This window comes from Streptomyces sp. NRRL WC-3605 (assembly GCF_001509795.1).
In the GTDB taxonomy this organism is placed as follows: domain Bacteria; phylum Actinomycetota; class Actinomycetes; order Streptomycetales; family Streptomycetaceae; genus Streptomyces; species Streptomyces viridochromogenes.
Genome location: NZ_LLZN01000060.1, coordinates 60843 through 87118 on the forward strand (window position 1 = coordinate 60843; position 26276 = coordinate 87118).

General features: G+C 73.6%; 21 protein-coding genes. 10 read left to right on the forward strand and 11 right to left on the reverse strand.

Annotated elements, in window-relative coordinates:
* Positions 1-4 precede the first annotated feature (4 nt).
* The gene (locus ADL34_RS19395) at positions 5-2089 is read right to left on the reverse strand and encodes a SpoIIE family protein phosphatase (RefSeq protein WP_062669577.1); all 2085 of its coding nucleotides are present in this window, start codon (positions 2087-2089) and stop codon (positions 5-7) included.
* Positions 2090-2396: 307 nt separating this feature from the next.
* On the opposite strand from ADL34_RS19395, the gene ADL34_RS19400 reads away from it, so the two are divergent.
* Positions 2397-3329, forward strand: a complete 933-nt coding sequence (locus ADL34_RS19400; RefSeq protein ID WP_199835596.1) for a Rieske 2Fe-2S domain-containing protein — start codon at positions 2397-2399, stop codon at positions 3327-3329.
* 125 nt (positions 3330-3454) lie between these two features.
* Here the strand turns inward: ADL34_RS19400 and ADL34_RS19405 are convergent, their stop codons facing one another.
* The 3 genes from ADL34_RS19405 to ADL34_RS19415 all read right to left on the reverse strand — a co-directional run bounded on the left by ADL34_RS19405 (position 3455) and on the right by ADL34_RS19415 (position 5722).
* Complete coding sequence (locus ADL34_RS19405) at positions 3455-3841, reverse strand: ArsR/SmtB family transcription factor (RefSeq protein ID WP_062669579.1); 387 nt, start codon at positions 3839-3841, stop codon at positions 3455-3457.
* 193 nt (positions 3842-4034) lie between these two features.
* Positions 4035-4409 (reverse strand): hypothetical protein, encoded by a 375-nt coding sequence (locus ADL34_RS19410; RefSeq protein ID WP_062669581.1) that lies wholly within the window; start codon positions 4407-4409, stop codon positions 4035-4037.
* Between the two features lie 194 nt (positions 4410-4603).
* Positions 4604-5722 (reverse strand): serine hydrolase domain-containing protein, encoded by a 1119-nt coding sequence (locus tag ADL34_RS19415; protein ID WP_062669583.1) that lies wholly within the window; start codon positions 5720-5722, stop codon positions 4604-4606.
* Between the two features lie 107 nt (positions 5723-5829).
* Here ADL34_RS19415 and ADL34_RS19420 point away from each other — a divergent pair, with 107 nt between their 5' ends.
* Positions 5830-6489 carry a TetR/AcrR family transcriptional regulator gene (locus ADL34_RS19420; RefSeq protein ID WP_062669584.1) on the forward strand — a complete coding sequence of 220 codons (660 nt, stop codon included), beginning with the start codon at positions 5830-5832 and terminating at the stop codon, positions 6487-6489.
* A 72-nt stretch (positions 6490-6561) separates the two neighbouring features.
* Here the strand turns inward: ADL34_RS19420 and ADL34_RS19425 are convergent, their stop codons facing one another.
* Positions 6562-7143, reverse strand: coding sequence for a sugar O-acetyltransferase (locus tag ADL34_RS19425; protein WP_062669586.1), 582 nt, complete (start codon positions 7141-7143; stop codon positions 6562-6564).
* Positions 7144-7324: 181 nt separating this feature from the next.
* Here ADL34_RS19425 and ADL34_RS19430 point away from each other — a divergent pair, with 181 nt between their 5' ends.
* The gene (locus ADL34_RS19430) at positions 7325-9601 is read left to right on the forward strand and encodes a catalase (RefSeq protein WP_062669589.1); all 2277 of its coding nucleotides are present in this window, start codon (positions 7325-7327) and stop codon (positions 9599-9601) included.
* A 230-nt stretch (positions 9602-9831) separates the two neighbouring features.
* Positions 9832-12429: a rifamycin-inactivating phosphotransferase Rph gene (rph, locus tag ADL34_RS19435; protein ID WP_062669591.1), complete on the forward strand. Its 2598-nt coding sequence runs from the start codon at positions 9832-9834 to the stop codon at positions 12427-12429.
* Here the strand turns inward: rph and ADL34_RS19440 are convergent.
* The 3 genes from ADL34_RS19440 to ADL34_RS19450 all read right to left on the reverse strand — a co-directional run bounded on the left by ADL34_RS19440 (position 12408) and on the right by ADL34_RS19450 (position 15871).
* Positions 12408-12935 (reverse strand): ATP-binding protein, encoded by a 528-nt coding sequence (locus tag ADL34_RS19440; RefSeq protein ID WP_062669593.1) that lies wholly within the window; start codon positions 12933-12935, stop codon positions 12408-12410. The genes rph and ADL34_RS19440 overlap by 22 nt on opposite strands.
* Before the next feature lie 215 nt (positions 12936-13150).
* The gene (locus ADL34_RS19445; protein ID WP_062669595.1) at positions 13151-14761 is read right to left on the reverse strand and encodes an MFS transporter; all 1611 of its coding nucleotides are present in this window, start codon (positions 14759-14761) and stop codon (positions 13151-13153) included.
* 144 nt (positions 14762-14905) lie between these two features.
* Positions 14906-15871 carry an SMP-30/gluconolactonase/LRE family protein gene (locus tag ADL34_RS19450; protein ID WP_062669596.1) on the reverse strand — a complete coding sequence of 322 codons (966 nt, stop codon included), beginning with the start codon at positions 15869-15871 and terminating at the stop codon, positions 14906-14908.
* A gap of 129 nt (positions 15872-16000) precedes the next feature.
* On the opposite strand from ADL34_RS19450, the gene ADL34_RS19455 reads away from it, so the two are divergent.
* The 3 genes from ADL34_RS19455 (at position 16001) to ADL34_RS19465 (ending at position 20839) form a co-directional block, all read left to right on the forward strand.
* Positions 16001-16957, forward strand: coding sequence for an ArsR/SmtB family transcription factor (locus ADL34_RS19455; RefSeq protein ID WP_062669598.1), 957 nt, complete (start codon positions 16001-16003; stop codon positions 16955-16957).
* 358 nt (positions 16958-17315) lie between these two features.
* Positions 17316-18263: a PLP-dependent cysteine synthase family protein gene (locus ADL34_RS19460; RefSeq protein WP_062669600.1), complete on the forward strand. Its 948-nt coding sequence runs from the start codon at positions 17316-17318 to the stop codon at positions 18261-18263.
* A 176-nt stretch (positions 18264-18439) separates the two neighbouring features.
* Positions 18440-20839, forward strand: coding sequence for a beta-L-arabinofuranosidase domain-containing protein (locus ADL34_RS19465; protein WP_062669602.1), 2400 nt, complete (start codon positions 18440-18442; stop codon positions 20837-20839).
* A gap of 25 nt (positions 20840-20864) precedes the next feature.
* Here ADL34_RS19465 and ADL34_RS19470 read toward each other — a convergent pair whose 3' ends face one another.
* Positions 20865-21698, reverse strand: a complete 834-nt coding sequence (locus ADL34_RS19470; protein WP_062669604.1) for a phosphotransferase enzyme family protein — start codon at positions 21696-21698, stop codon at positions 20865-20867.
* 167 nt (positions 21699-21865) lie between these two features.
* Between ADL34_RS19470 and ADL34_RS19475 the strand changes: the two genes are divergently transcribed.
* Entirely contained in the window at positions 21866-22684 is an 819-nt protein-coding gene (locus ADL34_RS19475) for an SAM-dependent methyltransferase (protein WP_062669606.1), read from the forward strand.
* A 177-nt stretch (positions 22685-22861) separates the two neighbouring features.
* On the opposite strand, the gene ADL34_RS19480 is transcribed toward ADL34_RS19475, so the two are convergent.
* Complete coding sequence (locus ADL34_RS19480) at positions 22862-24085, reverse strand: MFS transporter (RefSeq protein WP_062669608.1); 1224 nt, start codon at positions 24083-24085, stop codon at positions 22862-22864.
* A 444-nt stretch (positions 24086-24529) separates the two neighbouring features.
* Here ADL34_RS19480 and ADL34_RS19485 point away from each other — a divergent pair, with 444 nt between their 5' ends.
* Complete coding sequence (locus ADL34_RS19485; RefSeq protein WP_062669610.1) at positions 24530-24754, forward strand: hypothetical protein; 225 nt, start codon at positions 24530-24532, stop codon at positions 24752-24754.
* 100 nt (positions 24755-24854) lie between these two features.
* Here the strand turns inward: ADL34_RS19485 and ADL34_RS19490 are convergent, their stop codons facing one another.
* The gene (locus tag ADL34_RS19490; protein WP_062669612.1) at positions 24855-25154 is read right to left on the reverse strand and encodes a hypothetical protein; all 300 of its coding nucleotides are present in this window, start codon (positions 25152-25154) and stop codon (positions 24855-24857) included.
* Positions 25155-25273: 119 nt separating this feature from the next.
* On the opposite strand from ADL34_RS19490, the gene ADL34_RS19495 reads away from it, so the two are divergent.
* Positions 25274-26276: DUF4140 domain-containing protein (locus ADL34_RS19495; RefSeq protein WP_159038954.1), on the forward strand; the 1003-nt coding region annotated here is incomplete at its 3' end.

Here is a 26276-nt window from a genome sequence, read left to right on the forward strand (position 1 = left end):
GGACTCATCCCGACTTCACGGGGTGGGCCTGCGCGATGAGGAGGGCCACGTCGTCGTGGTCGGAGGGCTTGCGGAGCGCGCGCAGGAGCCGGTCGCACCGGTCCTCCGGGGTGCTGGGCGGGCCCTCCAGCAGGCGCAGCAGATGGTCCAGCCGCTCGTCGATGGGGTCGTCGCGCGTCTCGACCAGCCCGTCGGTGTAGAGCACCAGCTGGTCGCCGGGGTCGAGGGCGACGGTGGTGGTCTCGAAGGAGCCCCCGCCCACCCCCAGAGGGGTGCCCGACGGCAGGTCGAGGAGCCTGGGCGGTCCGCCGGCGGGCACCAGCACGGGCGGCAGGTGCCCGGCGGACGCGATCTGCAGGAGGTGCAGATACGGGTCGTAGACGGCGTACGCGCAGGTGGCGAAGAAGGGGTCCAGGTCCTGCGTGATCTTGTCGAGGTGGGTGAGGATGCGGGCCGGGTCGAGGTCGAGGTCCGCCAGCGTGGATGTGGCGGTGCGCAGCCGGCCCATGGCGGTGGCGGCCGGGATGCCGCTGCCCATGACGTCGCCGACGGCGAGGGCCGTACGGTCGCCGTCGAGGGGGATGATGTCGTACCAGTCACCGCCGACCTCGCTGAACGCCTGCGCGGGACGGTAGCGGGCGGCGATCTCCAGGCCGGGGTGTCGGGGTGAGAGCTGTGGGAGCAGGCTGCGCTGGAGGGTCTCGGCGGCGCTGCGGATGTGCTGGTGCAGGATCGCGTTGTCGATGCTGAGCGCGGCGGCCGAGGCCAGTTCGCAGGCGAGGGTGAGGTCGTCCTCGTCGAAGGGCCGGGGGTTGCGGGCCCGGGCGAGGCCCATGACGCCGATGACCTCGTCGCGGGCGATCAGCGGTACCGCGATGTCCGTGTGCACACCGGCCCGGGCGAGCAGCCGCGCGGCCTCGTCGTCGGCCGCGACCCGCCTGAGGTCGGCTCGTTCCAGGTGGGTGATCAGCTGGGGCTCGCGGGTGCGGAAGCAGTGGGCGGCCGGATGGTCGGCGTGGTAGGTCGTGAGGTGGCCGGGCTGGATGATCGCTTCGGAGGCGTCGGTCGGGTATGCGGTCTTGACCGCGAGGGCGCGGAACAGCGGCAGCCCGTCGCCGGTGTCCGGGCGCCCCGACTGGAGCAGGGAGTCGATGATGTCGACGGCGATCATGTCGGCCAGGTCGGGGACGAGGACGTCGGCGAGTTCCTGAGCGGTCCGCTCGACCTCCAGGGTGGTGCCGATGCGCGCCGAGCCTTCGGCCATCATGCGCAGGCGCTGCTGCGCCCGCTCGGCCCGCTGCGCCGACTCGTAGCGGTCGGTGACGTCGACGATGACGTTGGCGATGCCCAGGATCTGCCCGGTGTGGTCCTCCAGGCGGAACAGGGAGACCGCCCAGGCGTGGTCGCTGTCCGGGTCGGCCCGGGTGCGTCCGACCACCTGGCGGTCGACCACGGGCAGGCCGCTGGCCAGAACCTCGCGCATCTGGGCCTCGGTGACCGCGAACGGCTCGCCGGGCAGGATCTCGCGGAAGCCGCGGCCCATGTGGTCGGCCTCGGGGATGCCGTGCATCGTCGCCAGGGCGGGGTTGACGGCAACGTAGCGCAGGTCGGCGTCGAGGACCGCGAGTCCGATGGGGGCCTGGGTGACGAGCTGGCTGGACAGGGCGACCTTGCGCTCCACCTGGCGCAGCGTCGCCCGGTCCGTGGCGAGTCCCAGCGCGTAGTGGTCGCCGATGTTGTCCGTCAGCCGCATGTTGCGGAACTCCACCGCGCGGACGCTGCCGTCCCTGTGCCGGACGGGGAAGACGCCCGCCCAGTCCTCCCCGCTCTCCATGACCGTGGCGAACAGCCTGATCGCCTCGGCGCGGTGCTCCGGGTCGACGAGCAGCCGGGCCGCGTACTGGCCGAGGGCCTCGGCACCGGAGTACCCGAACAGCGCCTCGGCCTGGGGGCTCCACATGTCGATCCGGCCGTCGGCCTCGACCAGCACCGCGGCGACGCCGAGCAGGTCCATGAGCCCGCTGGCCCCGGAGGTGGCCTCCTGCGGAAACCCCGGCCGCGCCGCCGGACGCTGATTCGCTCGGCCCATCACACTCGCCCCTCTTCCCGTCCCACCGGCGTACCGCTGTCCGCACCCCGCCGATGACGGCGTTCTTCCCACAGGTCGGCGACCTGTTCACGATGCGGCACGGGACGTACGACGGCCAGGGGACTCGCCGGGACCACCGCGCGCCGTCCGTCCTCCCGGCGGTCCGGTACGCGGTACACGACCCACACCATGATCAACCCGTCGCCTCGGTCAGCACGTCGCTCCTTCCATGGTCCGCCCGACGGCCTCGCCCGGGGCGGTCGACGGGCTCGTTTGCCGCGTCCCAGGGGTGGGGACCCGGGCGGGCATGAGCGAATCGCCACGCCGTCCACTGGGACGGAACCGCGTCCTGTCGCTGCTGGACCGCCTGGAGCGCGAGCCCGCGGCCGACAAAGTCATCGATGCGCTGCGCTCGGGGGTGCGGGCCCTGCCCCTCGGCCGCGGCCGGGACGTGCTGCACGGCCGGTGGCTGGGGCATCCGCTGCATCCGCTGATGGTGCAGGTGCCCATCGGCAGCTGGATGTCGGCGGCGGTCCTGGACCTGCGCCCCGGCCGCTCGCGCGAGTCCCGGCTGCTCGTCGCGCTGGGGCTGGCCGCCGCGGCGCCCGCCGCCGTGTCCGGCTGGGTCGACTGGGCCGAGCTGCACCGGCAGCAGCAGCGCGTCGGTCTGGTGCACGCCCTCTCCAACATCACCGCCGTCGGCCTGTACGCCACCTCGCTGAGCTGCCGTCTCCGGGGCCGCGAGGCGGCGGGCCGGGCCTATGGCTTCCTCGGTCTGACGGCGGTCGGGGTCGGGGGCCTGCTGGGCGGCCATCTGGCCTACCGGCAGGCGTCCGGCGCCAACCACGCGGAGGAGGTGCCGCACGTCGTCACCGACGGCTGGCACCGGGTGGGGGCCGTCGCCGACTTCCCGGCCGGGGAGCCGGTCCGGCGCAGCGTCGACGACGTGCCGGTGCTCGTCGTGCGGGAGCCCGGCGGGGAGGTCCACGCGCTGGCCGAGCGGTGCAGCCATCTCGCCGGGCCGCTCGCCGAGGGCACGGTCGCCGACGGCTGTGTGCGGTGCCCCTGGCACGGCAGTGTCTTCCGGCTCTCGGACGGCTGGAACGTCAGCGGTCCCGCCACCGCTCCGCAGCCCTCCTTCGAGACCCGGATCACCGACGGTCACGTCGAGGTGCGGCTGCGCCACCAGAACGGTGGACGGCCCGCCCACAAGCGGGTCGCCCACACCGCACGTCCGTAGACCGCGGGCTCTCACCGCGGGCCCGGCAGGGCCCACGCTCGGGCAACTCCGTGCGCCGTCCGCCGGCGCTCGGCGGCGCACCTCACGCGTGGGGCGGCACCGGGGGCCGTTGTCCAGCGCTCTCGTCAGTGCTCGCCGCCACCGCCGGGCGGCCGCGTGGCCGCGGCCACCGGCGGCGCGGGGGCGTCGGACTGCTGCAGCTCCGCGAGGAGCTGGTTCCGGCCGGCCAGAAGTTCCGTGAGGATGCGCCGGGCGGCCCGCAGCAGCTCGGCCACGTCCCCGCCGGCGAGCGCGTAGCTGACGGTCGAGCCCTCCCGGATGGAGACCACGATGCCCGCGCGCCGCAGGACCGCCAACTGCTGCGACAGGCTGGAGGGTTCGATCTCGATGTCGGCGAGCAGGTCCCGGACCTGGACCGGTCCGTGCTGCAGCAGTTCCAGCACCCTGATGCGTGCCGGGTGCCCGAGCATGCGGAAGAACTCCGCCTTGGCTTGATAAAGGGGAACTTGCATCACGCTCTTCCTGCCGGTCCGTGGTTGCGTCTCCCATGACGCGACGGGCCCGGGAGCCCGGTCGCGCCATGGGGGTCCCGCTCATCTTCCTGGGCCCGGGCGGCCGGCGTTCACGAAGTGCGGCCCTCTCCAAGTGATGACTTGAAGAGGTCTTCAACTGGTGGGCGCACGGCGGCCCGGAGCGGTCGCGGATTCAGACCTCGAGCTGTTCCTCGAGCCGTTTGAGCTGATGGCGGGCCATGGCGAGGTTGGAGCGGGTCTTGTCCAGGACGAGGTACAGGAACAGTCCGTTGCCGCCGCGGCCGGCGACCAGCCGGATCACGTGGTACTGGTTGTTCAGCGTGATCAGGATGTCCTCCACCGCGCCCTTGAGGCCGAGGTGATCCATGGTCCGCACCTTGGCGCGGATGACGTCCGTGTTCCCCGCGGCGGCGACGTTCAGGTCCAGGTCCTTTCCCCCGCCCAGGGTGCCGAGGGCCATGCCGCTGGTGTAGTCGACCACCGCCCCGCCCAGCGCCCCCTCGATCCCCGCCATCATCTCCTTCAGCGTCACTTCCACGTTCGCCATCGGCGCCTCCCCTTGTCGGTGCTCTGACGGGCGCCGGTTCGGGGCCCGCGAACGAGACCGTAGGACGATCCGAGGGGGCTGGGAGGCGGCCTGCGCGGGAACGACACCGACCGATCGGAAGATATGAAGAACGGATCGCTCGACGATCACGAGTGACCGGCCGGTGCCCGCCTCGCCGCCCCTCGGGCAGGCGGTCAGCCGTACATCGCCACGCGGTGGAACTCCTCCAGCGCGGCGTCGATCGGGTGCGGTCGGGGTACGCCCGAGGCGTCGAGCCGGTTCCATCGCTGGAGGTTCACGGCGACCGCCATCCGGCGTTTTCCGTCCTCCCGGATCATGGCCAGCGTGCCGCCGCCCCACACCGTTCCGCCGTGCCCCCAGAAGGTGTCCTCGCCGGGGCCGCCGACCGGATGCAGACCGAGGCCGTAGTCGATGACCTTCCCCTCCTGGGAGACGACCGGCACGGTGCGCCGCATCTCCTCCAGCGACGCCGGGCCGACGACGTCGCCCGCCAGCAGCGCCGCGAAGAAGCGGTTCAGGTCCGAGACGGTCGAGATCAGGGAGGCGGCCGGCCCCACCCAGGACATGTCGTGGACGCTGTGGTCGCGCGGCGGATCGATCATGCCGAACCACGACTCGTAGAGCCGCGCGTGCGGTTCCCGGATCTCCGGCCCGGTGGGGAACCCGGTGTCGTGCAGCCCGGCGCGCCGGATGACGTCGCGGGTGACGCACCGCTCCGCCGTGGTGCCGGTGACCTTCTCCAGCAGGGCGCCGAGGACGAGGTAGTTGGTGTTGGAGTACAGGCCCGGAGTGCCGCCCGGCGGGCCGGCCGGGGGTGCCGTGACCCCCATCCCGATCAGTTCGTCCCGCTCGAAGCGCGTGAAGCCGTGGTCCTCCAGACTCTCCGGCCCGGTCCGCGCCAGATCGGGGAAGGCCCGCAGCGACGGGTAGGCGTACGGCAGGTACTCCGCGAGACCGCTGGTGTGGTTGATCAGCATGCGGACGGTGATCGCGTCGCCCCGTTCGCCGGGGACCAGCGCGGGCAGGTACCGGCCGACCGGCGCGTCGAGGTCGATCCGGCCGGCTTCCGCCTGCCGGAGGACGGCCGCCGCCGTGAAGGTCTTGGTGACGCTTCCGACGCGGTGCCGCAGGTCCGGGGTCATGGGCCGTCCGGTGGCGAGGTCGGCCGCCCCGGCGGCTCCGCGCCAGACCTTGTCGCCCTCGCACACCTCGGCGAACAGGCCCGGTATCCCGGCCCGGTGGACGTTCTCCAGCGCGGCGCTCAGCTCGGTGTGCTCCAGTGCGTTCGTCATGACGTGCGTCCCTTCGTGCCTGGAGACGAGGCTCTTGCCACCATTATGCACGCACCGCGTGCAACAGCGAGTGCATAGGTTAGGCTGAGGGCGGCGAGAGGAGCGGCATGGCGGGTCGAAGGCGCTGGTCGACGGAGGAGATCCTGGACGCGGCGGCGGATCTGCTGCGCACGGACGACGCGGAGTCGTTCAGCGTGCGCAAGCTCGCCGCGGTCCTCGGGACCGACTCCTCCAGCCTGTACCGGCACTTCCGGAGCAGGACGGAACTGCTGCGGGCGGTCGCCGACCGGGTTCTCGCCGCCGCCATGGACGGCTACCGCCCCGAGGGCGACTGGCGGCAGCGCCTCACCACCCTCGCGCTGCGCGTCCGGGAGGCATTCGCCGACCAGCCCCAGCTCGCCGCCGTCTGGGGGCGGTACGTCTCCAGCGGCGCCGGTTCGCGGGCCGTCATGGAGGAGGTGCTCCAGGCGCTGCGCGCGTCCGGGCTCCCCGACGAGGAGGTGCCGACGCGCTACCACCGGCTGGCGGTCCTGCTGGCCGCGCTGGTCGCCGCGGAGGCCGGCGGACGGCTCGTCTCCCCCAAGGAGCACGAGGAGGGCATGGAGCTGTTCCGTGTGGCGGTGCTGGGCGCCGACCCCGAGCGGTACCCCGCCCTGGCCCACTACGCCCGTGAGGTCCGCCCCCTCGGCGAGGACCGGGACGCGGCCTTCGACGACCTCCTCACCGCACAGCTCGACCGGATCGAGTCCGCGATTCCCCCGCGCTGAGCGCCGGCCGTTGCCGCCGGGGAGGGCACGGCGCGGTGATGCGGGTGCCCGGCTCCAGGTCAGCGGTGGGCGTCAGAGGGTGCGGACCGGGCGGGCCGGGTTGCCGACGGCCACGACGTTCGGCGGGACGTCCTTCGTGACGACGGCGCCGGCGCCGATGACGGAGTTGTCGCCGATCGTGACGCCGGGCAGGACGATGGCGCCGCCGCCGAGCCAGACGTTGTCGCCGATGACGATCGGCCGCGCGGCTTCCAGCTTGTCCCGGCGGGGCCCGGGTTCCAGGGGGTGCGTCGGGGTGAGCAGCTGGACGCCGGGGCCGATCCGGCAGTCCTCGCCGATGGTGACGGCGGCGACGTCCAGGGCGGTCAGGTTGTAGTTCACGAAGGTCCGGGCGCCGATGGTGATGTTGCTGCCGTAGTCGACGTACAGCGGTGGCCGGACCTGGGCCTCCTCCCCCAGCGACCCGAGCAGCTCGGCGAGGATCGGCGGGGCCGCCTCGGCGTCCTCGGCGAACGCGGCCTGATAGCGGGCGGCGAGGCGCACGGCCCGCTGCTGCCGGCGGGCGATCTCCGGATCGTCGGCGATGTAGAGGTCGCCCGCCAGCATGCGCTCCAGCCGGGTACGCGGGTCGTCGGCGAAGGGGTCGGTCGGCATGCGGGCGAGCGTACGCGCTGTCCCTGCTCAGCGGGTTGCTCCGATGGGACGCAAGGGGCGAGAGGGTCTGCCGGGGTGGGGGATATGTCCGGCACAAGCGGGTACTCGGCGCCGGATCTCACGGCAGCCGGCACGGGTCGCCGGCCGGCCGTGGCCGGCAGGAAGCAGAGGAACGATAGCGATGAGCCAGCCCAACCCCCTCAAGCGGGCGGCCGACAAGGTCACGGAAGCCGTCCAGGGTGCCGGCGCGGGTCCGGAGGAGGGAATCCCCGGCAAGCCCGCCCCGCAGTCCCCGACGGTCGAGGAGCCGACCGAGCCGCGGGAGCCCCTGCCGCCGAAGCCCGACCAGAGCGGGCCGGACACGATGTCGCCCACCGGCCAGGCGACCGGCGCGGCCCGGGCCCGCATGGCCCAGTCCGGCGCCTACCTCACGGACGCCCAGGGCGTCCGCCGCTACGACACGGACCACTCGCTGAAGGCCGGCCCGCGCGGCCCCGTCCTGCTCCAGGACCACCATCTGCGCGAGAAGGTCATGCACTTCGACCACGAGCGCATCCCGGAGCGCGTCGTGCACGCGCGCGGCGCGGCGGCGCACGGCGTCTTCAAGAGCTACGGCACGGCGTCCTCGGTGTCGAAGGCGGCGTTCCTGGCGCCGGGCGTGGAGACGCCGGTGTTCGTGCGCTTCTCCACCGTCCTCGGGTCCCGTGGCTCCGCCGACACGGTGCGGGACACGCGCGGCTTCGCGACGAAGTTCTACACCGAGGAGGGCGTCTTCGACCTCGTCGGCAACAACATCCCGGTGTTCTTCATCCAGGACGCGATCAAGTTCCCGGACGTCATCCACGCCGGCAAGCCGCACCCGGACCGGGAGATCCCGCAGGCGCAGAGCGCCCACGACACCTTCTGGGACTTCGTCACCCTGCACACCGAGGCCACCCACCACACGCTGTGGAACATGTCCGACCGGGGCATCCCGCGGTCGTACCGCATGATGGAGGGCTTCGGCGTCCACACGTTCCGGCTGGTGGCCGAGGACGGCTCCACGACGCTCGTGAAGTTCCACTGGAAGCCGAAGCTCGGGGTGCACTCGCTGGTGTGGGAGGAGGCGCAGATCGCGGGCGGCGTCGACCCGGACTTCCACCGCCGCGACCTCGCCGACGCCATCGAGGCCGGCGCCTACCCGGAGTGGGAGCTGGGCATCCAGACCTTCCCCGACACCCCCGACCAGATGTTCGAGGGCATCGACCTGCTCGACGCGACGAACATCGTGCCCGAGGAGCTGGCCCCCGTGCAGCCGATCGGGCTGCTCACGCTCAACCGGAACCCGTCGAACTTCTTCGCCGAGACCGAGCAGGTCGCCTTCCACGTCGGCCACCTCGTCCCCGGCATCGACATCACCGACGACCCGCTGCTCGCCGGCCGCCTGTTCTCGTACCTGGACACCCAGATCACCCGGCTCGGCGGCCCGAACTTCGCGCAGATCCCGATCAACCGGCCGCACGCGCCGGTCAACGACATGCACCGCGACGGCTTCCACCAGGACGCCGTGCACCGCGGAGTGGCCCCGTACCGGCCCAACTCCCTCGACGGGGGCTGCCCGTTCCTGGCCGGCGCGGACAACGGCGCCTACATCGAGACGCCGGTGACGGTCCCGGAGGGGACGAAGGTCCGCGAGGCGCCCGAGTCGTTCTCCGACCACTACAGCCAACCGCGCCGGTTCTGGCTCAGCATGAGCGCCGTCGAGCAGGAGCACATCGTCGGCGCGTACACGTTCGAGCTCGGCAAGTGCTACGAACAGGCCGTCAAGGAGCGGGCGTTGCAGACGCTCGCCAACATCGACCCCGGCCTGTGCGCCCGTGTCGCGGAGGGGCTGGGGCTGCCGGCGCCCGAGCCGACCGTGCCGCTCGCCGACGTCGAGCCGAGTCCGGCACTGTCCCAGGTCGGGCAGGTCTGGCCGACCGACGGGCGTCTCGTCGGCATCGTCACCGCCGAGGGCGGCGACCTGGACGGGGTGCGGTCGGTGCGTGAGGCGGTGCTCGGCGCGGACATGGTGCCGCTGGTCGTCGCCTCCGCCGGCGGCACGCTGGGCGCGGGCGACGACGCCGTCACCGTGCAGCGGACGTTCGTGACCGCGCGGTCCATCGAGTTCGACGCCCTGCTGGTGGCGGGCGCGCCGACCGCGGGCGACGACGCCCACGGCTCCCGTGACGCCAAGGCGGCGCCCTCCGGCCCCGGGGCGGGCACCGACCCGCGCGTGGTGCAGTTGCTGGCCGAGGCCTTCCGGCACGGCAAGGCGATCGGCGCCTGGGCGGGCGGTGAGGCGGCCCTGGAGGCGGCCGGCATCCCCGTCGACGCGCCGGGTGTCGTGGTCGGTGCCGACGGCCCGGCCACGCTGGAGCGGGTGCGGGAGCTGATGGGCGCGCACCGCGTCTGGGAGCGGTTCACCACGACCGTCTGAGGGACTCGGGCGCGCGGTCGGAACCACGAACGCGAAGGGCGAGGAGATCTTCTCCTCGCCCTTCTCAACGTATATCCCACCCGGGGGCTTGCGGCAAGGCCCCGGTGAGGGCGCAGAATCGTCGGCCGTTGCCACTGCCTGGGGAAATGAGGGCTCGACGTGCTTGTGGTGTTGTCGGCGTACCAACGGTCCACCCGACCGTGCGGGGCGGCCGTGCCGGAGGTGGCGCGATGAGCGGGCGTCTGGTCGTGGATCTTCAGGACGTCGACGCGGCGGGGCTCGCCGAGGTCGGCGGCAAGGGCGCCCACCTGGGCGAGCTGTCCCGGATCGACGGGGTCCGGGTGCCGTCCGGGTTCTGTGTGACGACGCACGCCTTCCGGCGGATCATGGCGGAGGCACCCGGGAGCGGGGAACTCCTCGACCGACTGTCCCGCGTGGACGAGGGCGACCAGGAGGAGGTCCGATCCCTCGCCGCCCGTCTACGGCAGGTCGTCGAGGCGACGCCCCTCCCGGACGAGGTGGCGGCGGCCGTCACCGGGGCGCTCGCCCGGCACGGTGAGCGGTCCGCGTACGCCGTACGGTCCAGCGCGACGGCCGAGGACCTGCCGACCGCGTCGTTCGCCGGCCAGCAGGACACGTACCTGAACGTCGTCGGCACCGAGGAGATCCTCCGGCACGTCAGCCGGTGCTGGGCCTCCCTGTTCACCGAGCGGGCGGTGACCTACCGCGGGCGACAGGGCGTCGACCACCGTACGGTCCACATGGGCGTGGTCGTGCAGCGGATGGTCGTGCCGCGGGCCTCCGGCATCCTGTTCACCGCCGACCCGGTGACGGGAGACCGCCGCACGGCGACCGTGGACGCCGGTTTCGGTCTCGGCGAGGCCCTGGTGTCGGGGCTGGTCGACCCGGACGTCCTCACGGTGCGGCACGGCGAGGTCGTCGCGCGGACGATCGCCGCGAAGCGGCGCGCCCTGCACGCCGTGCAGGGCGGCGGGACGCGCGAGACCCCGATCGAGGAACGGCGGCAGCTCGAACCGGTGCTGACGGACGATCAGGCCGTGGAGCTGGTCACGCTCGGGCGGCGGATCGAGGCGCACTTCGGCAGCCCGCAGGACATCGAGTGGTGCCTGGACGACGACGGCTTCCACATCGTGCAGAGCCGGCCGGTCACCACGCTGTTCCCCGTGCCCGAGCGGGACGACGACGTCTTCCGCGTCTATCTCTCGGTCGGCCACCAGCAGATGATGACCGACGCCATGAAGCCCCTGGGCCTCTCGATGTGGCGGCTGACGGCCCTCGCACCGATGTACGAGGCCGGCGGGCGGCTGTTCGTCGACGCCACCGCCCGGCTGGCGGTGCCCGGGAGCCGTGCCGCTCTCCTGGACGTCGTCGGCCGTGGCGACCCGCTGACCCGGGACGCGCTCGAAACCGTCCTGGAGAACGGCGAGTTCGAGCCGGCGTCGGCGGAGACCGACGGTGGCGGGCCGCCCGCCGGTGACGGGGCCGAACCGGACGAGGCCGATCCTTCCATCGTCACCGAGCTGATCGAGCGCAGCCGGCGCTCCCTCGCCGAGCTGGAGCGGGAGATCGGCACGAAGAGCGGTCCCGCCCTGTTCGCGTTCCTGCGGGAGGCGTTCGAGGAGCACAAGCGGGTGGTCGGCGATCCGCTGAACATCCGCGCGATCATGGCGGGCATGGAGGCCACCTGGTGGCTGAACGACCGGCTGGAGGAGTGGCTCGGCGAGAAGAACGCCGCCGACACGCTCACGCTGTCCGCCCCCGACAACGTGACCTCGGAGATGGGGCTGGAGCTGCTCGACGTCGCCGACGTGGTCCGCACGCACCCGGAGGTGGTGGCCTTCCTGGAGGGCGTCGAGGACGACGGCTTCCTGGACGAGCTGCCCAAGGTCCCCGGTGGCGCCGAGGCCCGGGACGCCTTCGAGGCGTACCTGGACCGGTACGGGATGCGCTGCGTCGGCGAGATCGACATCACGCGGCCCCGGTGGCGGGAACGGCCCAGCGCGCTGGTGCCGGTCGTCCTCGACCACGTACGCGCCTTCGGGCCGGGCGCCGCCGCGCGCCGCTTCGAGGACGGCCGGCGCAGGGCGCTCGCGAAGGAGCGTGAGGTGCTGGAGCGGCTGCGGGGCCTGCCCGACGGGGAGCGCAGGGCCGACGCGGCGCGCCGGATGATCCGGCAGGTCCGCGCGTTCGCCGGCTACCGGGAGTACCCGAAGTACGCGATCGTCAGCCGCTCCTTCGTCTACCGTCAGGCCCTGCTGCGGGAGGCCGACGAGCTGGTGCGGGCCGGCGTCCTCGCCGACCGGGAGGACGTCCACTACCTGACGTTCGACGAGTTCGAGGAGGCCGTCCGCGCGCGCCGGGTGGACGAGCGGCTGGTGCGGCGCCGCAAGGACGCCTTCCGTTCGTACCAGGCGCTGACCCCGCCCCGCGTCCTCACCTCGGACGGTGTGGCCCTCTCCGGGGCGTACCGGCGCGACGACGTGCCGGAGGGGGCGCTGGCGGGTCTCGCGGTGTCCGCGGGGACCGTGGAGGGCCGGGCCCGGGTGGTCCTCGACATTGCGGAGGCCGATCTGGAGGCGGGCGACATCCTGGTCACGCGGTTCACGGACCCCAGCTGGTCACCGCTGTTCGTCGGGATCGCGGGCCTGGTGACGGAGGTGGGCGGTCTGATGACCCATGGCGCGGTGATCGCCCGCGAGTACGGTCTGCCGGCCGTGGTCGGGGTGGAGCGGGCCACCCGGCTGATCCGGGACGGGCAGCGCATCCGGGTGCACGGGACGGCGGGCTATATCGAGCTTCTGTCCTGACCGGCCGGCCGAGACTCGGCGCCGGCCGGCCGGGTATCGGCGCCGGCCGTCCGGGTGTCGTCCGCCAGACCGATCCGGGCCGTGATGCGCTTGCCGACGTCTTCCCGCTGGGCGGAGAAGCCCTGGGAGACGGCCATCACGATCTCCAGACCGTGCTGTCCCACCCGGCCCGCGTCGGCGGCCCGGGCGACCGGCAGCACGGGATCGGAGTCCCACACGGCGACCTCCACCACGTCGCCGTCGATGCTCAGGTCCATCCGGGCGGGGCCCGGGGCGTACTTGCGGGCGTTGGTGACCAGTTCGCTGACGACCAGCTGGGTGAGGTCCATGCCGCGCTGGGACAGGCGCACCCCGTGCTCGCTCTGCGCCCTCGTCAGGAAGGCGACGGCCATGCGGCGGGCGTGGGCGATGGCCGTGCCGTCCCCGTCCAGCGCGATGCTCGTGCGCAGCGCGGACGTCCCGGCCGCGCCCCCGCTCTGGCCACCCGTGGGCTCTGGATCCCTCATCACTGCCTGCGCTCCCCGTTCGTCCGCCCGCGCCTACCCACACGCGGGCGGTCCACTCCCCACGCCGGGTCGCCGTCCGGCCCGCTCCCCCGGCCGCACCGTCCCGTGCCGCCGCCCCCGGGGCTCCGGGCACGAAAACCCAGCGTGCCAGTATCGCCCACCGGGCGCGGCCCCGCACCGCCGACCCGGATTCCCGACGGCCCCGCGCCGTCCGGTCAGGTGGAGCGGGGCTGGGTCACCGGGATGCGCGCGGTGAAGAACAGCGCGAGGGCGCAGGCGAAGGCGAGGATGGCGAGGGCCGCGCGCAGTCCGTCCAGCCGGGCCTCGGCGTTGGCGTCCAGCGCCGCCCGGGCGACCTCCTCGTCCACCCCCGCCTCGTCGAGCGCGGACCTGAGCTGAGCGTCCGACAGGAACGTCACCCCGCTCTGCAGTTGCACGGCGGCCCGGTCCATGGCCTCGGGGGGTACGGCGGGGTTCTGCTCGAAGCTCGTCAGGAACGACGAGGCGAGCACCCCGATCAGGATGGACCCGGCGAGGGCGGTGCCGATGGACGAGCCGAGGTTGGTGACGGCGTTCTGGATGCCGCCGACCTCCGCGCTCTGCTCGTCCGGCACCGCCGACACGGTGACCGAGCCGAGCTGGGAGGCGAGGGCGCCCGTGCCCAGACCGATCAGCAGGAACGGAACGGTCACGATCTCCGCCCCGGCGTCGGCGTCGAGAGCGGCCATCAGGACGACCGCGCCGGCGAGCAGCGCGAGGATGCCGAGGCGGACGACCCGCCGGGGCGAGACGTCGGGGAGGAAGCGGGGGATCAGGACGGCCGCCGCCAGCAGGGTCAGCGACAGCGGCAGCAGGCGCGCCCCGGTCTGGAGCGCGGACAGGCCGAGGGCGATCGACAGGTAGAGCGGGACGACGAAGAAGACGCCCATCAGTACGAGGTACTGGAAGAAGAACATGGTGAGTCCGCCGGTGAGCTGCCTGACCCGCAGCAGGGCCGGGTCGAGGAGCGGATCGCGGTGCCGTGCGGCCAGGTGCTCCTCCCAGTGCAGGAAGACCCTGATCAGCAGCACGCCGGCCAGCATCAGCCAGACGACGAGTGACACTCCGAGCCAGTCGGGGGCGCCGGGCCTGGGACGGAACCAGCCCCATTCGTCCGACCGGAGCACGCCGTAGACGAAGGTGCCGAGGCCGAGGGCGGACAGGGCCGCGCCGACGAGGTCGAGGCGGGGCCGCCCGGCGCCCAGCGGGTCGCGGATGTGCCGGGCCACCGTCAGGATGGCGGCCACCACCAGCACCTCCCCGGCGAACACCCAGCGCCAGGACAGATAGGTGGTGGCGAATCCGCCGATCAGGGGGCCCAGCGCGATCGCCACCGCACCGGCCGCGGCGACGAGGCCGTAGGCGGCGGGACGCCGCTCCGCCGGGAAGTTGCCCGCCACCAGGGCGACGATCGCGGGCAGGATGAGGGCCGCGCCGACGCCCTCCAGGAAGGACCAGCCGAGCAGCAGCACGGGCAGGTTCGGCGCGAGGGATGTGGTGAGGGAGCCGCATCCGTAGATGACGCTGCCGATCGTGAAGGCCCGCCGGCGGCCGACGACCGCGCCGATCTTCCCACCCGGGATCATGAGCATGGCCATCACCAGCGTGTAGGCGGTGATGGCGCCCTGGATGCCGGTGACCGTCGTGCCCACGTCGTCGGCGACCGTCGCGATGGAGACGTTCATGACGGAGCTGTCGAGCGCCATGAGGAACTGTCCGGCGGCGAGCGTCCACAGGACGAGCCGCCCCTTCGTCGCACCCTCGGCCGTGCCTGTCCCGGACGTCATGAGCCAGACATTGCCGCCCGTCCCCGCCGGTTGCTGGCCGCGCCGCCGGATTCAGCCGCCCGGCTCACACGCGTGGCCATACCGGCGTGGGCGGCCCGTCCGCTCCCCCGCGGAGGGCGGCCCGCCGCACGCCGGCCCCGCGGCTCAGCCGCCGGCCCCGCACATCGGGTCGGCCAGGGCGGTCACCGTGTAGGGCGGGGTACCGGGCGGTTCGTCGTTCTGGCTGTTCACGACGTAGAGGCGGCACGCGCGGCGGGCCAGCGTGGTGGGCAGGTCGAAGCGGGCCCCGGTGACGCGGTGCACGACCGTGCCGGTGCGCAGTTCCGCGTCCAGCCGGGCGATGTACACGCCGTGCGGGGCACCGTAGTTGAGCACGGCGTACAGGGTCCGGCCGTGCAGGACCATGCCGTCCGCGCCGAAGGACTCGTCCCCCAGGTCGAGGCGGCTCACGTCGCGGGTGGCCGTGTCGATCCGCCAGACGGCCTCGGTGCCGTTGGAGGCGACGAGCAGGGTGCGTCCGGCCGGGTCGGCGACGATGCCGTTGAGCAGCCAGTACCGGTCGGGGAAGCCGGGGAACGCGCCGCGCACGTCGGCCCACGGCTCCAGCGGCCCGACCCGGCCGTTCCTCAGGGAGGCGCGCAGGACGACCGGGTTGGCCCAGTCGGTGACGTAGACGGCGTCGCGGGTGACGACGAGGTCGTTGAGGTCGGGGGCGCCGAGGGGCCCGTCGGGGGCGTCCACGGCATGGAGGAGTCGTCCGTCGGGCGCGTGCACGGTGAGCCGGCCCCGGCCGACGGAGTAGACGCGGCCCGTACGGTCGGTGTGGACGCCGCGGGTGCTGCCCCGGGAGGTGGCGCCCTGTGCCGGGAAGGGCCGCATCCGGGGCGAGGTGACACGGCCCCGGTACAGGGCGCCGGTGCCGTCGGAGGACACGTACAGGGTGCCGTCGGGGCGGACGTCGATGCCCTCGGGCAGGGTGCCCGGGGCGTGGGAGACGACGTAGCGGTCGGGCAGCGGGCGGCCGGTGCCCGCGGCGGGCACGGCGGTGGTGCCGATCAGCAGGGCGGCGGCCGCGAGCGCCGGCGCGACGAGCCGGTGCGGTACGGACATCTGGCCTCCAGGGGTCGTGACGCCGGCGGGGGTGCCGGATCCGCACCGCAGGATCGCCGTCCGCGGGCCGTGCGCGCCCGTCCTTTCGGGCGGGGCCGAAACCCGGTCCGCTCCGGTAGCCTGCCCGGCGTGTTACGGATACGGTTCGGCCCGGCCGACCTCGCTCGCGTCACCGTCGCCGCGGCACCCGACGTCCTCCTGGAGACGGCCCTGAGCGTCCGTCACCTGGTCGCCCCGGGTGCGGGGCCCGCGGGCCGGCGGCGCGAACTCGCCGCCTGGCGGCGGACCGTCGCGCCGGGGCTGCCCGCCCGCGCGGGCGTCCTCACCCGGCTGGTCCGGCCCACCGGCGGCCTGCCGGACTTCCTGTACCAGCCGGCCGCCCGGGACGCAGGGTCCGCGGCCGAGCTGGCGGCGCGGACCCCGACGCCCGCGCTGGCCGCCGATCTCGCCGAGCTGCCCGACGCCACCGCCTCACCCCTGACGCGGGAGCTGGCCCAGGGCACGCCCGCCGCGCGGCGGCGCCTCGCCGAGGACCTGACCCGGTATCACCGTTCCACGGTCGCCCCGCTGTGGCCCGCCGTGCTGAACGCGGCCGCCGCCGACCGCGCCCTGCGTTCGGAGACCCTGCTGCGCGGCGGTGTCGAGGCACTGCTCGCCACGCTGCAACCGGGCTGGCGCTGGGAGCCGCCGGACCTGCTGGTGCCGTCCGCCTCCTCGCACACCGTCGAACTGTGCGGGCGGGGGCTGCGTCTGGTGCCCTCCTACTTCGCCGCGGGCGCCCTGCTGGTGTACGACCCTTCGGCGCCGACGGTGCTCGTACGGCCGCTGCCGGTCACCGGCCCCGCGGCGGCGCCGGGCGACGTGCTCGGCGCGCTGCTGGGGCGGACCCGGGCCCGGGTGCTGGCCTCGCTGTCGACGCCGGCGGGGACCACGGCCCTGGCCGAGCGGGCGGCGGTCTCTCCTGCCACGGCCAGCGAGCACTCCACGGTGCTGCGGGAGGCGGGCCTGATCACGACCGTGCGGGACGGCAGCCGGGTGCTGCACGCGCTGACGCCGCTCGGGGAGGCCCTGCTGGCGGGCGGGTGAGCCACGCGCATCCCAGGACGCGGGGAACCGCTCGGTGCCGCGTGGTGACGATCATGGCGCGAGGGGGTCTCGTCGGCGGTACGGCGGCGGCGCGCCGCGACAGGTGTGCGTCCCGGCGACCCGTCCTAAGGGCTGTCCCATGATCCGCGGTGGATCGGCGCGCGGCGTCGGATGCGATGCATCGCAAGGTGGAGGGGCGTCCGCATACTGTTTGTATGCGGACGTTCCGACAACCCGGCGAGGTGCCGTAGCCGGCGTCGCGCGCCCGCCGGGATGACGGGACAGCCCTTAGCCTGGAGCCGTGCCGCACCCGAACCGGCCGGTGCGCACGACCGCTTCGGACGAGCGAGGAGCCGCCATGCCCGTGCCCGGTGTCCATGCCTCGTCCCTGCGCACGATCGGCGGGACGCCCCTGGTGCGGCTCGGCCGCCTGGTCCCCGAGGGGGCGGCGGACGTCCTGGTGAAGGTGGAGGGCGGCAATCCCACCGGCAGCTACAAGGACCGGATGGCCCTGGCGATCGTCGAGGGCGCGGAGCGGCGCGGGGTGCTGCGGCCCGGGCAGCGCGTCGTCGAGTACACCGGTGGCAGCACGGGTTCGTCGCTCGCCTTCGTCTGCGCGGTGAAGGGTTACCCGCTCTCGCTCGTGTCCTCGGACGCGTTCGCGCCCGAGAAGCTGCGCACCATGCGGGCGTTCGGCGCGGACGTGACCGTGGTGCCCAGCGAGGGCGGCCGGATCACACCCGGCCTGTTCGTGCGGATGCGTGAGGAGGTCGAGCGGATCGTCGAGCGGGACGGGGCCTTCTGGACCGATCAGTTCCACAACACGGACGCCCTCACGGGCTATGCGGAACTCGGCCGCGAGATCCTCGGGCAGGCCGGTGCCGACGGCGTGACGGTGGACGTGTTCTGCGCGGGCGTCGGCACGGGCGGGATGTTCGCCGGTGTCTCCGCCGCCTTGCGCGAGGGCGGCCTGGAGCGGGCCGTCGCGCTCGAGCCGGCGTCCTCGCCGACGCTGACCGCCGGCACGGCGGGCCCGCACCGGGTCGAGGGCATCGCCACCGGCATCGTCCCGCCGCTGCTCACCCACGGCCCGTTCGACGAGGCGCTCACGGTCGACGAGGAGGAGGCCCGTCGGCTGGCCCTCCCGCTGGCCCGCCAGGAGGGCGTGTTCACCGGTACGTCCGGTGCCCTGAACGTCGCCGGCGCGCTCCGTCTCGCGCGCGAGGCGGGCGTGGGGCACACCGTCGTCACGGTCGCCCCGGACTCGGGCCTGAAGTACCTCACGGGCAATCTGTACACCGACTGAGCGCTCCTCCTCGCCGCGTGACCTCTGGACAGGTCCGCGCGAGCGTGCTGTCATGCCAACGGCCGCCATTTTCAACGTTGTAGAAGCGGCGGAGCCGCGCGCTCCGCCCCCTCCCCGTGCGTGCGCGACATCGTCGTCCCCCTCGGTCCGACCCTTCCTGGAAGGCAGGTCCCCCCATGTCCCTCAGTCGACGGGCATTGCTCGGCGCGGGCTCGTTCTCCCTCACCGCCGCCGCTCTCGGCGTTCCCCTCGCCGGGCTCGCGGCCGCGGCGCCCGCCCCGTCGGCCGGGACGCCGGTGCCCGACGGGTTCCGGCGGCTGCGGCCGGGCAGTGTCACCGCGCGCGGCTGGCTCGCCGGGCAGCTGCGGCTGCAACTCGACGGCCTGTGCGGGCGGTTCGAGTCCGGCTCCCACTTCCTGGACTTCTCGGCGACCGGCTGGGTGCACCCCGAGCGCGGCGGCTGGGAGGAGGTGCCCTACTGGCTGCGCGGGTACATCCCGCTGGCCGTGGCGACGGGGGACACGGCCGCGCTGAAGCGGTCGCGTGAGTGGGTGGACGCCATCCTGGCCACGCAGGAGAGCGACGGCTTCTTCGGTCCGCGCGCCCTGCGCACCTCGCTCGACGGGGGACCCGACTTCTGGCCGTTCCTGCCCCTGCTCCAGGCCCTGCGCAGCTACGAGGAGTACACCGGCGACCGGCGTGTGGTGCCGTTCCTGGTCCGTTTCCTGCGCTTCATGAACGTCCAGGGGTCGGGCGCGTTCGACCGGAGCTGGGTGTCGTACCGGTGGGGCGACGGGCTGGACGTCGCCGTCTGGCTCCACCGCCGTACCGGTGAGGACTTCCTGCTCGACCTCGCGGCCAAGATGCACACCCATGGCGCCGACTGGACCGGCGCCGCACCGAGCCGGCACAACGTCAACATCGCCCAGGGCTTCCGCGAACCCGCCCAGTACGCGCAGCTCACCGGTTCCGCCGAACTCACCCGGGCCACCTATCGCGCCTACGACACGGTCATGGACGAGTACGGCCGCTTCCCCGGCGGCGGTCTGGCCGGTGACGAGAACTACCGGCCCGGGTTCACCGACCCCCGGCAGGGCTTCGAGACGTGCGGCATCGTCGAGTTCATGGCCAGCCACGAGCTGCTGACCCGCATCACCGGCGACCCGGTGTGGGCGGACCGCTGCGAGGAGCTGGCGTTCAACATGCTGCCCGCCTCCCTCGACCCCGAGGGCAAGGCGGTCCACTACATCACCTGCGCCAACAGCGTCGACCTCGACGACCGGAGCAAGACGCAGGGCCAGTTCCAGAACGGCTTCGCCATGCAGGCGTTCCAGGCCGGCGTCGACCAGTACCGCTGCTGCCCCCACAACTACGGCATGGGCTGGCCGTACTTCACCGAGGAGCTGTGGCTGGGCACGCCCGACGGAGGGCTCGCCGCCGCGATGTACGCGCCGAGTTCGGTGCGCACCCAGGTCGCGGGCGGCACGACGGTGACCGTCACCGAGGCCACCGACTACCCCTTCGGGGACACCGTCACGTTCACGGTGTCCACGCCCCGCCCGGTGCGGTTCCCGCTCGTGCTGCGCGTCCCCGGCTGGTGCGACGGCCCCGAACTGCGGGTGAACGGTGCCGTGTTCGCGGCGTCCGACGGCCCGTCGTGGGCGCGGGTGGAACGCACCTGGCGCGACGGGGACACCGTGCGGGTCCGGTTCCCCCAGCAGGCGCGCCTGCGGACCTGGGAGGGGCAGCACGGCGCGGTCAGCGTGGAGAGAGGTCCGCTCACCTACTCCCTGGCCATCGGGGAACGCTACGAACGCATCGGCGGCACCGACACGTTCCCCGCCCACGCGGTCCACGCCACCACGCCGTGGAACTACGGACTGGTGCCGGACACCCCGCTCACGGTCTCCCGCACGGGGTCCGGTGTGCCCGCGCAGCCGTTCACCCCGCAGGCCACTCCCCTGCGGATCACGGCACAGGCGCGGCGCGTCCCGGAGTGGATCGCGGACGACGAACACGTCGTCGCGCCGCTCCAGGACGGTCCGGCCCGCAGCACCGCCGCCGTGGAGACCGTCACGCTCATCCCCTCGGGCGCGGCCCGGCTGCGGATCACCTCGTTCCCCACGGCGGCACCGGACGGCAGGCCGTGGACGCCGGAGCCGCCGTTCCGCCGGCTGCGGAACAAGCACAGCGGCAAGGTGCTCGCGGTCGACGGGATGTCCCTGGAGAACAGCGCCCGTGTCGTACAGTTCGCCGACACCGGGACCGCCGACCACGCCTGGCAGCTCGTGGACCGGGGCGACGGCTGGTTCCTGATCCGCAACGGTCACAGCGGCAAGGTCCTCGGCGTCGACGGCATGTCGACGCAGAACAGCGCCCGTGTCGTGCAGTTCGAGGACAACGGCACGGACGACCATCTCTGGCGGCTGGTCGACGACGGCGACGGCTGGAGCCGTGTGCTGAACAAGAACAGCGGGAAGGTGCTCGGGGTGGACGGCATGTCGACCGCGGACAGCGCGCAGGTCGTCCAGTTCGACGACAACGGCACGGACGACCACCTGTGGCGCTTCCTGTGACGTCCGTGCGCGGGTCTGCCGCGTGCTACCCGTCGCTCGTCGCGGTCCGGATCCGCTCGAGCCACTCGGCGGCCAGCGCACGTCCGCCGGGGAGCCGGTCGTCGCGGTCCCAGCGCCAGGCGGTGACCATCGCCAGGACGAGGATCCGGCACTGCTCCAGCAGCGCGCGATCGGCGCCCGTGCAGTGCTCGGCGACCTCGTCGGGCGCGTGGGCGAGGTCGAACTCGACGGGGCCGCGGCAGCATGTCTCCAGGTCGATGAAGAGCACCCCGCGGTCCGTGGAGAGGACGTTCCCGGGGTGGGGTTCGCCGTGCAGCAGCTGCTCCGCGCCACCGTGCTCGCGGACGGCGGCGCCGAGGGTGCGCAGGGTGTCCGCGAGCAGGGCGCGGTCGGTCTCCGCGAGGTCCGGGGTGCGGGCACGGTCCGCCACGAGGCGCTCGGCCTGGGCGACCCGGTCGGTGAAGTGCGGTGCGGGGACGTCGAGTTCGCGCATCCCGGTGTGCAGCCGAGCGAGGGCGGCCGCGTACTCCGCGGGCGGGAGTTCCGCCGGGGTGACCGGCGCGTAGTAGGTCCACAGCGTGATCACGAAGCCGTCCCGCTCGTACGGGCGCGGCTCGACGCGGGGGTCCAGGGCGGCCACCGGGCATCCGGCCCCGGCGAGCCGCCGCGCCAGCTCGATCTCGAACGGTGCCACCTGGTCCGTCACGGGTGCCACCCGGGCCAGGACGTCGCAGGGCAGCAGGCGCAGGGTGAGCTTGTTGGAGTCGTTGAGGACGATCGCGTCGTCCGCGGGCAGGCCGAGCGAGGAGACGACCGACAGGGCGGCGGCCGTCGCGCGGGACGCCTGGGTCTCGCGCATGGTCGCTCACCTCTCCGCCGGGCGCGGACGGGCCCGGCCGGCGCACCCTACCAAGGGCCCCGGCGCATCCCGGCACGGTCCGCTCCGGATGCGGTCCCGTCCCTCGAGTCGGCCCGGTAGGTTGCTCCATGCCGGGTTGAACAGGCCGCATCTGGGAGGGACTTCGCGTGACCGAGATTTCCGCTGCGTCGAGGGAGGCGCGCAAGCGCATCAAGACGGACCAGCCGCACACGGCCCGCATCTGGAACTACTGGCTGGGCGGCAAGGACAACTACGAGGTCGACCAGGCCGCCGGGGACCAGATCCGTGGCCTGCACCCGGGCATCGGCGACTACGCCCTGGCCGACCGCAAGTTCCTCGGGCGCGCCGTGGAGTACCTCGCCGGCGAGTGCGGCATACGCCAGTTCCTCGACATCGGCACCGGTCTGCCGACGGCCGACAACACGCACGAGGTGGCCCAGCGCATCGCGCCGGAGTCCCGCATCGTGTACGTCGACAACGACCCCATCGTGCTGGCGCACGCCGAGGCGCTGCTGACGAGCACGTCCGAGGGGTACACCGCCTACCTGGACGAGGACCTGCGCAACGTCGACGCGATCCTGGAGCAGGCGGAGCGGACGCTCGACCTCGACAAGCCGGTGGCGCTGATGCTGCTCGGCGTCGTCATCTTCATCGAGGACGACGAGGAGGCCGCGGGTATCGTGCGCCGGCTGCTGGACCGGCTGCCCTCCGGCAGTCACCTGGTCCTCTCGCACACGGTCACGCACCCCGACATGCCGGACGTCGACGCCGCCGTGGCCTTCTGGAACGAGCACGGCACGCCGAAGCTGACGCAGCGCACCCCGGAGGGCGTCGCCCGCTTCTTCGACGGTCTGGAGCTGCTGGAGCCGGGTGTCGTCTCGTGCAACCGGTGGCGGCCGGACGGGAGCCTGGCCGGGCTGCCGGAGGACGTGGCGATGTTCGGTGGGGTGGGGCGCAAGGCCTGACGTCCGGCCCTGCGCCTGTCGTGTCCCGGGCACACTTCGGGGCGGCCAGTCATCGCTGCTGTGCCGCCCCGAAGTGCGTCCCTGCTCCACCCGCCGATCGAGTGCCCCGGCCCCTCCTCGTCACACCTGTCGGTCCGGTCGATTTCGGAGCCGGTTCTCCCCCGGTCGCCGTTTCGGTCAGGATTGGGGGGTGGGCGCGGCCTCCGGCCGGGCCTCGGCCGTGGACGACGTGATCACCTCGGAGCCCGCCGAGCCCCCGTCGCGCCGGTCCATCACGCCGCCCGCGACCGCCAGCCCGAGGCCCGCGACGGCCAGAGCGGCGCCGACGAGGCTGGGCGAGGCCCAGCCCCAGCCCGCCGCGATGGCGAGGCCGCCCAGCCAGGCGCCACCGGCGTTGGCCAGGTTGAAGGCGGAGTGGTTGGACGCCGCCGCCATCGTCGGGGCGTTCTTGGCCTTGGCCATCAGCAGCATCTGGACGGGCGTCGTGATGAGGGACCCCATCGCGCCGATGAACGTGATCGTGATCAGCGCCCCGACCGTGCTGTGCACGGCGAAGTAGAACACCACCAGCCCGGCGGCGAGCAGGGCCAGCCCTCCGTACAGGGTCGGTCGCAGAGCCCGGTCGGTGAGCGGTCCCGCGACCAGCGTGCCGAGCGTCATGCCGACGCCGTACAGGGCGAGGACCAGCGTGGTCGAGGAGTCGGAGAGGCCGGTCAGGTTCGTCAGCATCGGCACGAGGTAGCTGTAGACGGCGAAGAAGCCGCCGAAGCCGATCACAGCGGTGCCCAGGCCGATGGCGACCTGCCGGTTGCCCATGGCCCGCAGCTCGTGGCGGATGCCGGACTGCCGGCCGCGCGGCTGGTGCGGCACGAACAGGGCCAGCGCCACCAGCGCGACGACCCCGATGACGGCCACGGCCCCGTAGGCGGCCCGCCAGCCCAGCTGCTGGCCGAGCGCCGTGCCGGCGGGGACACCGACGATGTTGGCGACCGTCAGGCCGAGGAACATCTTGGACACGGCCCGGGCGGCCCGGTCCGGGGCGACCAGCCGGGAGGCGACGACCGCGCCGACGCCGAACAGGGCGCCGTGCGGCAGGCCCGCCAGGAAGCGGGCGGCGAAGAGCAGACCGAAGTCCGGTGCGAAGGCGGAGGCCACGTTCCCGACGACGAACAGGCCGGACAGCCACAGCAGCAGCCGCTTGTGGGGGACGCGGGCACCGATGCCGGTCAGCAGCGGAGCGCCGACCACGACGCCGAGCGCGTAGGCCGAGACGACGTTGCCCGCCTGGGGCACGGACACCCCGATCCCGTCGGCGATCTGGGGCAGCAGCCCCATGGTGGCGAACTCGGTGGTGCCGATGCCGAAGGCGACGACAGCCAGGGCCAGCAGAGCCAGAGGCATGGTGCGGGAGAACCTTTCGAAGACGGTGGTCCGGGACGGAAGGGGAGCCGAGAGGCCGAGGTCACGGGGATTTCTCGACCGGCCGCGTCGAGCACCATTGCCCAGCGCACCGCCCCACGCAGGGCGAGCCCATCAACACGGGAGCAATCATGGACCGGCCCGCATTCCTGGATCGAGCCACATAGCGACGTGATCTATGTCATGACGTGCCGGCGGGTGCCCGCACCCGGACCTCGACCCGCTGTGATCGTCCCGCCGCTTCCGGGCGCGCCTCGCGCGACGGAGCAGCCACCCTGTCACCCGGAAGGACCGCCCCACCCCCGGACCTCAACCAGCCCGCACCGAAAGGCAGTTGAGGGGTGCGTTCCTCCACATGAGGGGCCCGCTCACCCGCTCGGATGCTCCCGGCGCGCAGAAGATCGTCACGCTGTGCATGGTGAGTTCATGAACACCACACCTCGCCTGAAGAAGGCCATCTCCCGCATGCCCCGTACGCTCGCCGTGACCACCGCCGTCGGCATCGCCTGCGCCGCCGGCCTCGCGACCGCCGCTCCCGCCATGGCGGCGCCCGCCACCCACGCCGCCGTCCAGGCCGCCCCGGCCGGTGGCGACGGCGAGCACTTCCAGTGCGGCAACGGCCTGCTCGCGCTTCTCAACTTCTGCAACTGACGACACCGCTCGACCCGACCCGACACCACAGCCTCCCCGTGGCGGTCAGGCACCAAGGCGAACACCTTGTGCCTGGCCGCCCCGACGCGCGCGGTCGAACTCAGACGCGTGCGTGCCGGGCCGGGCCGGACGCCCGTACGGCGACGGCGGGGCGCTGTTCGCCGGCCGCCGCCCGCCGGGTTCCGAGACGGCGCAGCCACCAACTGGACAGCCCCAGCAGGCCGGTGAAGACCACGAGGAGCAGCACGGACGTCCACATGGGCCGGCTGCCGGGGGACGACCACGCCGTCACCAGGCTCGACGACGCCCACAGCAGGGCGCCCCCGGCGTACAGCGTGCGCACACGGCGCAACTGCCGTGCTATCGACCAGGTGTCACGGGACTCGCTCTGTGCTGCCATGCGCGCCGTGTACCCCCCTCCGCCCCGTACGCACCTGTCATCTCACGGAATCACCGTCGAGCCGCGGGCGGCGGGCGCGTAGGCTGCCGTCGGCAGGACCACGACGGGGGCGGGGTGGGATGAAGTCCGAGGTCGCACAGACACAGGGGTGGGCGTCGACGCTGGACGCGGTGGTGGTGTACGCGCAGGGCGCGCTCTGCACACGCGTCGCCCGGGGCACCGTCCCCGCGGACGGCCGGGTGCGGGTGACGGGACTCCCACGGTCGATGGACCCGGGCTCCCTGCGCGCCACGGCGGCCGGCGGGAACGGCGCGCGCGTCACCGAGGTGCGGGTGGAGGTGGCCGCCGGACCGGCCGGCACCGAGGACACCGGCTCTCTGCGGCGCGAGATGGAGCGGCTGCGGGACGTGCACGCGGCCGCCCGGGCACGGCGTGACCGGCAGGCCGGCCTGATCGGGGAGACGGCGGCGCTCCGCCCGGTGCCACCGGCCCGTGAGCCCGGGGACCCGCCGCGTGCCACGCCCGCCGACGCCTGGCTGCGGCTCGCCGCGTTCCTCGACGCGCGGCTGCGGGCCCAGCAGCACCGGCTCACCGAGCTGGAGGAGGAGCTGCGCCGGGCCGAGCACGACCTCGCCGTGGCCACGGACCGGTGGACGCGCGCGTCCACCGACGTGCCGTCCGACGACATCGCCACGAGCCTCGTCGCCGTGGTGACGCTCGACGGCGTGGACACCGCCGCCGGACCGGTGGAGCTGGAGCTGCAGTACGGCGTACCGGGTGCCGTCTGGGCCCCGGCGTACCGGCTCACGCACCGCCGGGGCGAGGACGGCGGGACGCTCGTGCTGCGGGCCTCGGTCGCGCAGCGGACGGGCGAGGACTGGACGGGTGTCCGGCTGGCCCTGGCCACCGCGGATCTGCGTCGCCGCACCGATCTTCCGAAGCTGCGCTCCCTGCGGCTGGGACGGCGGCAGCCCGCTCCCACGCCGTCCGGCTGGCGTGAACCCCCGGCGGGGCTCGCCGACCTCTTCTCCGGGTACGACGCGGCCGGTCCGCGCCCCGTCCCCGTACGGGCCGCTCCGGGGCCGGTCCCGCCGCCCCCGCCGCCCCCACCGCCTTCGATGC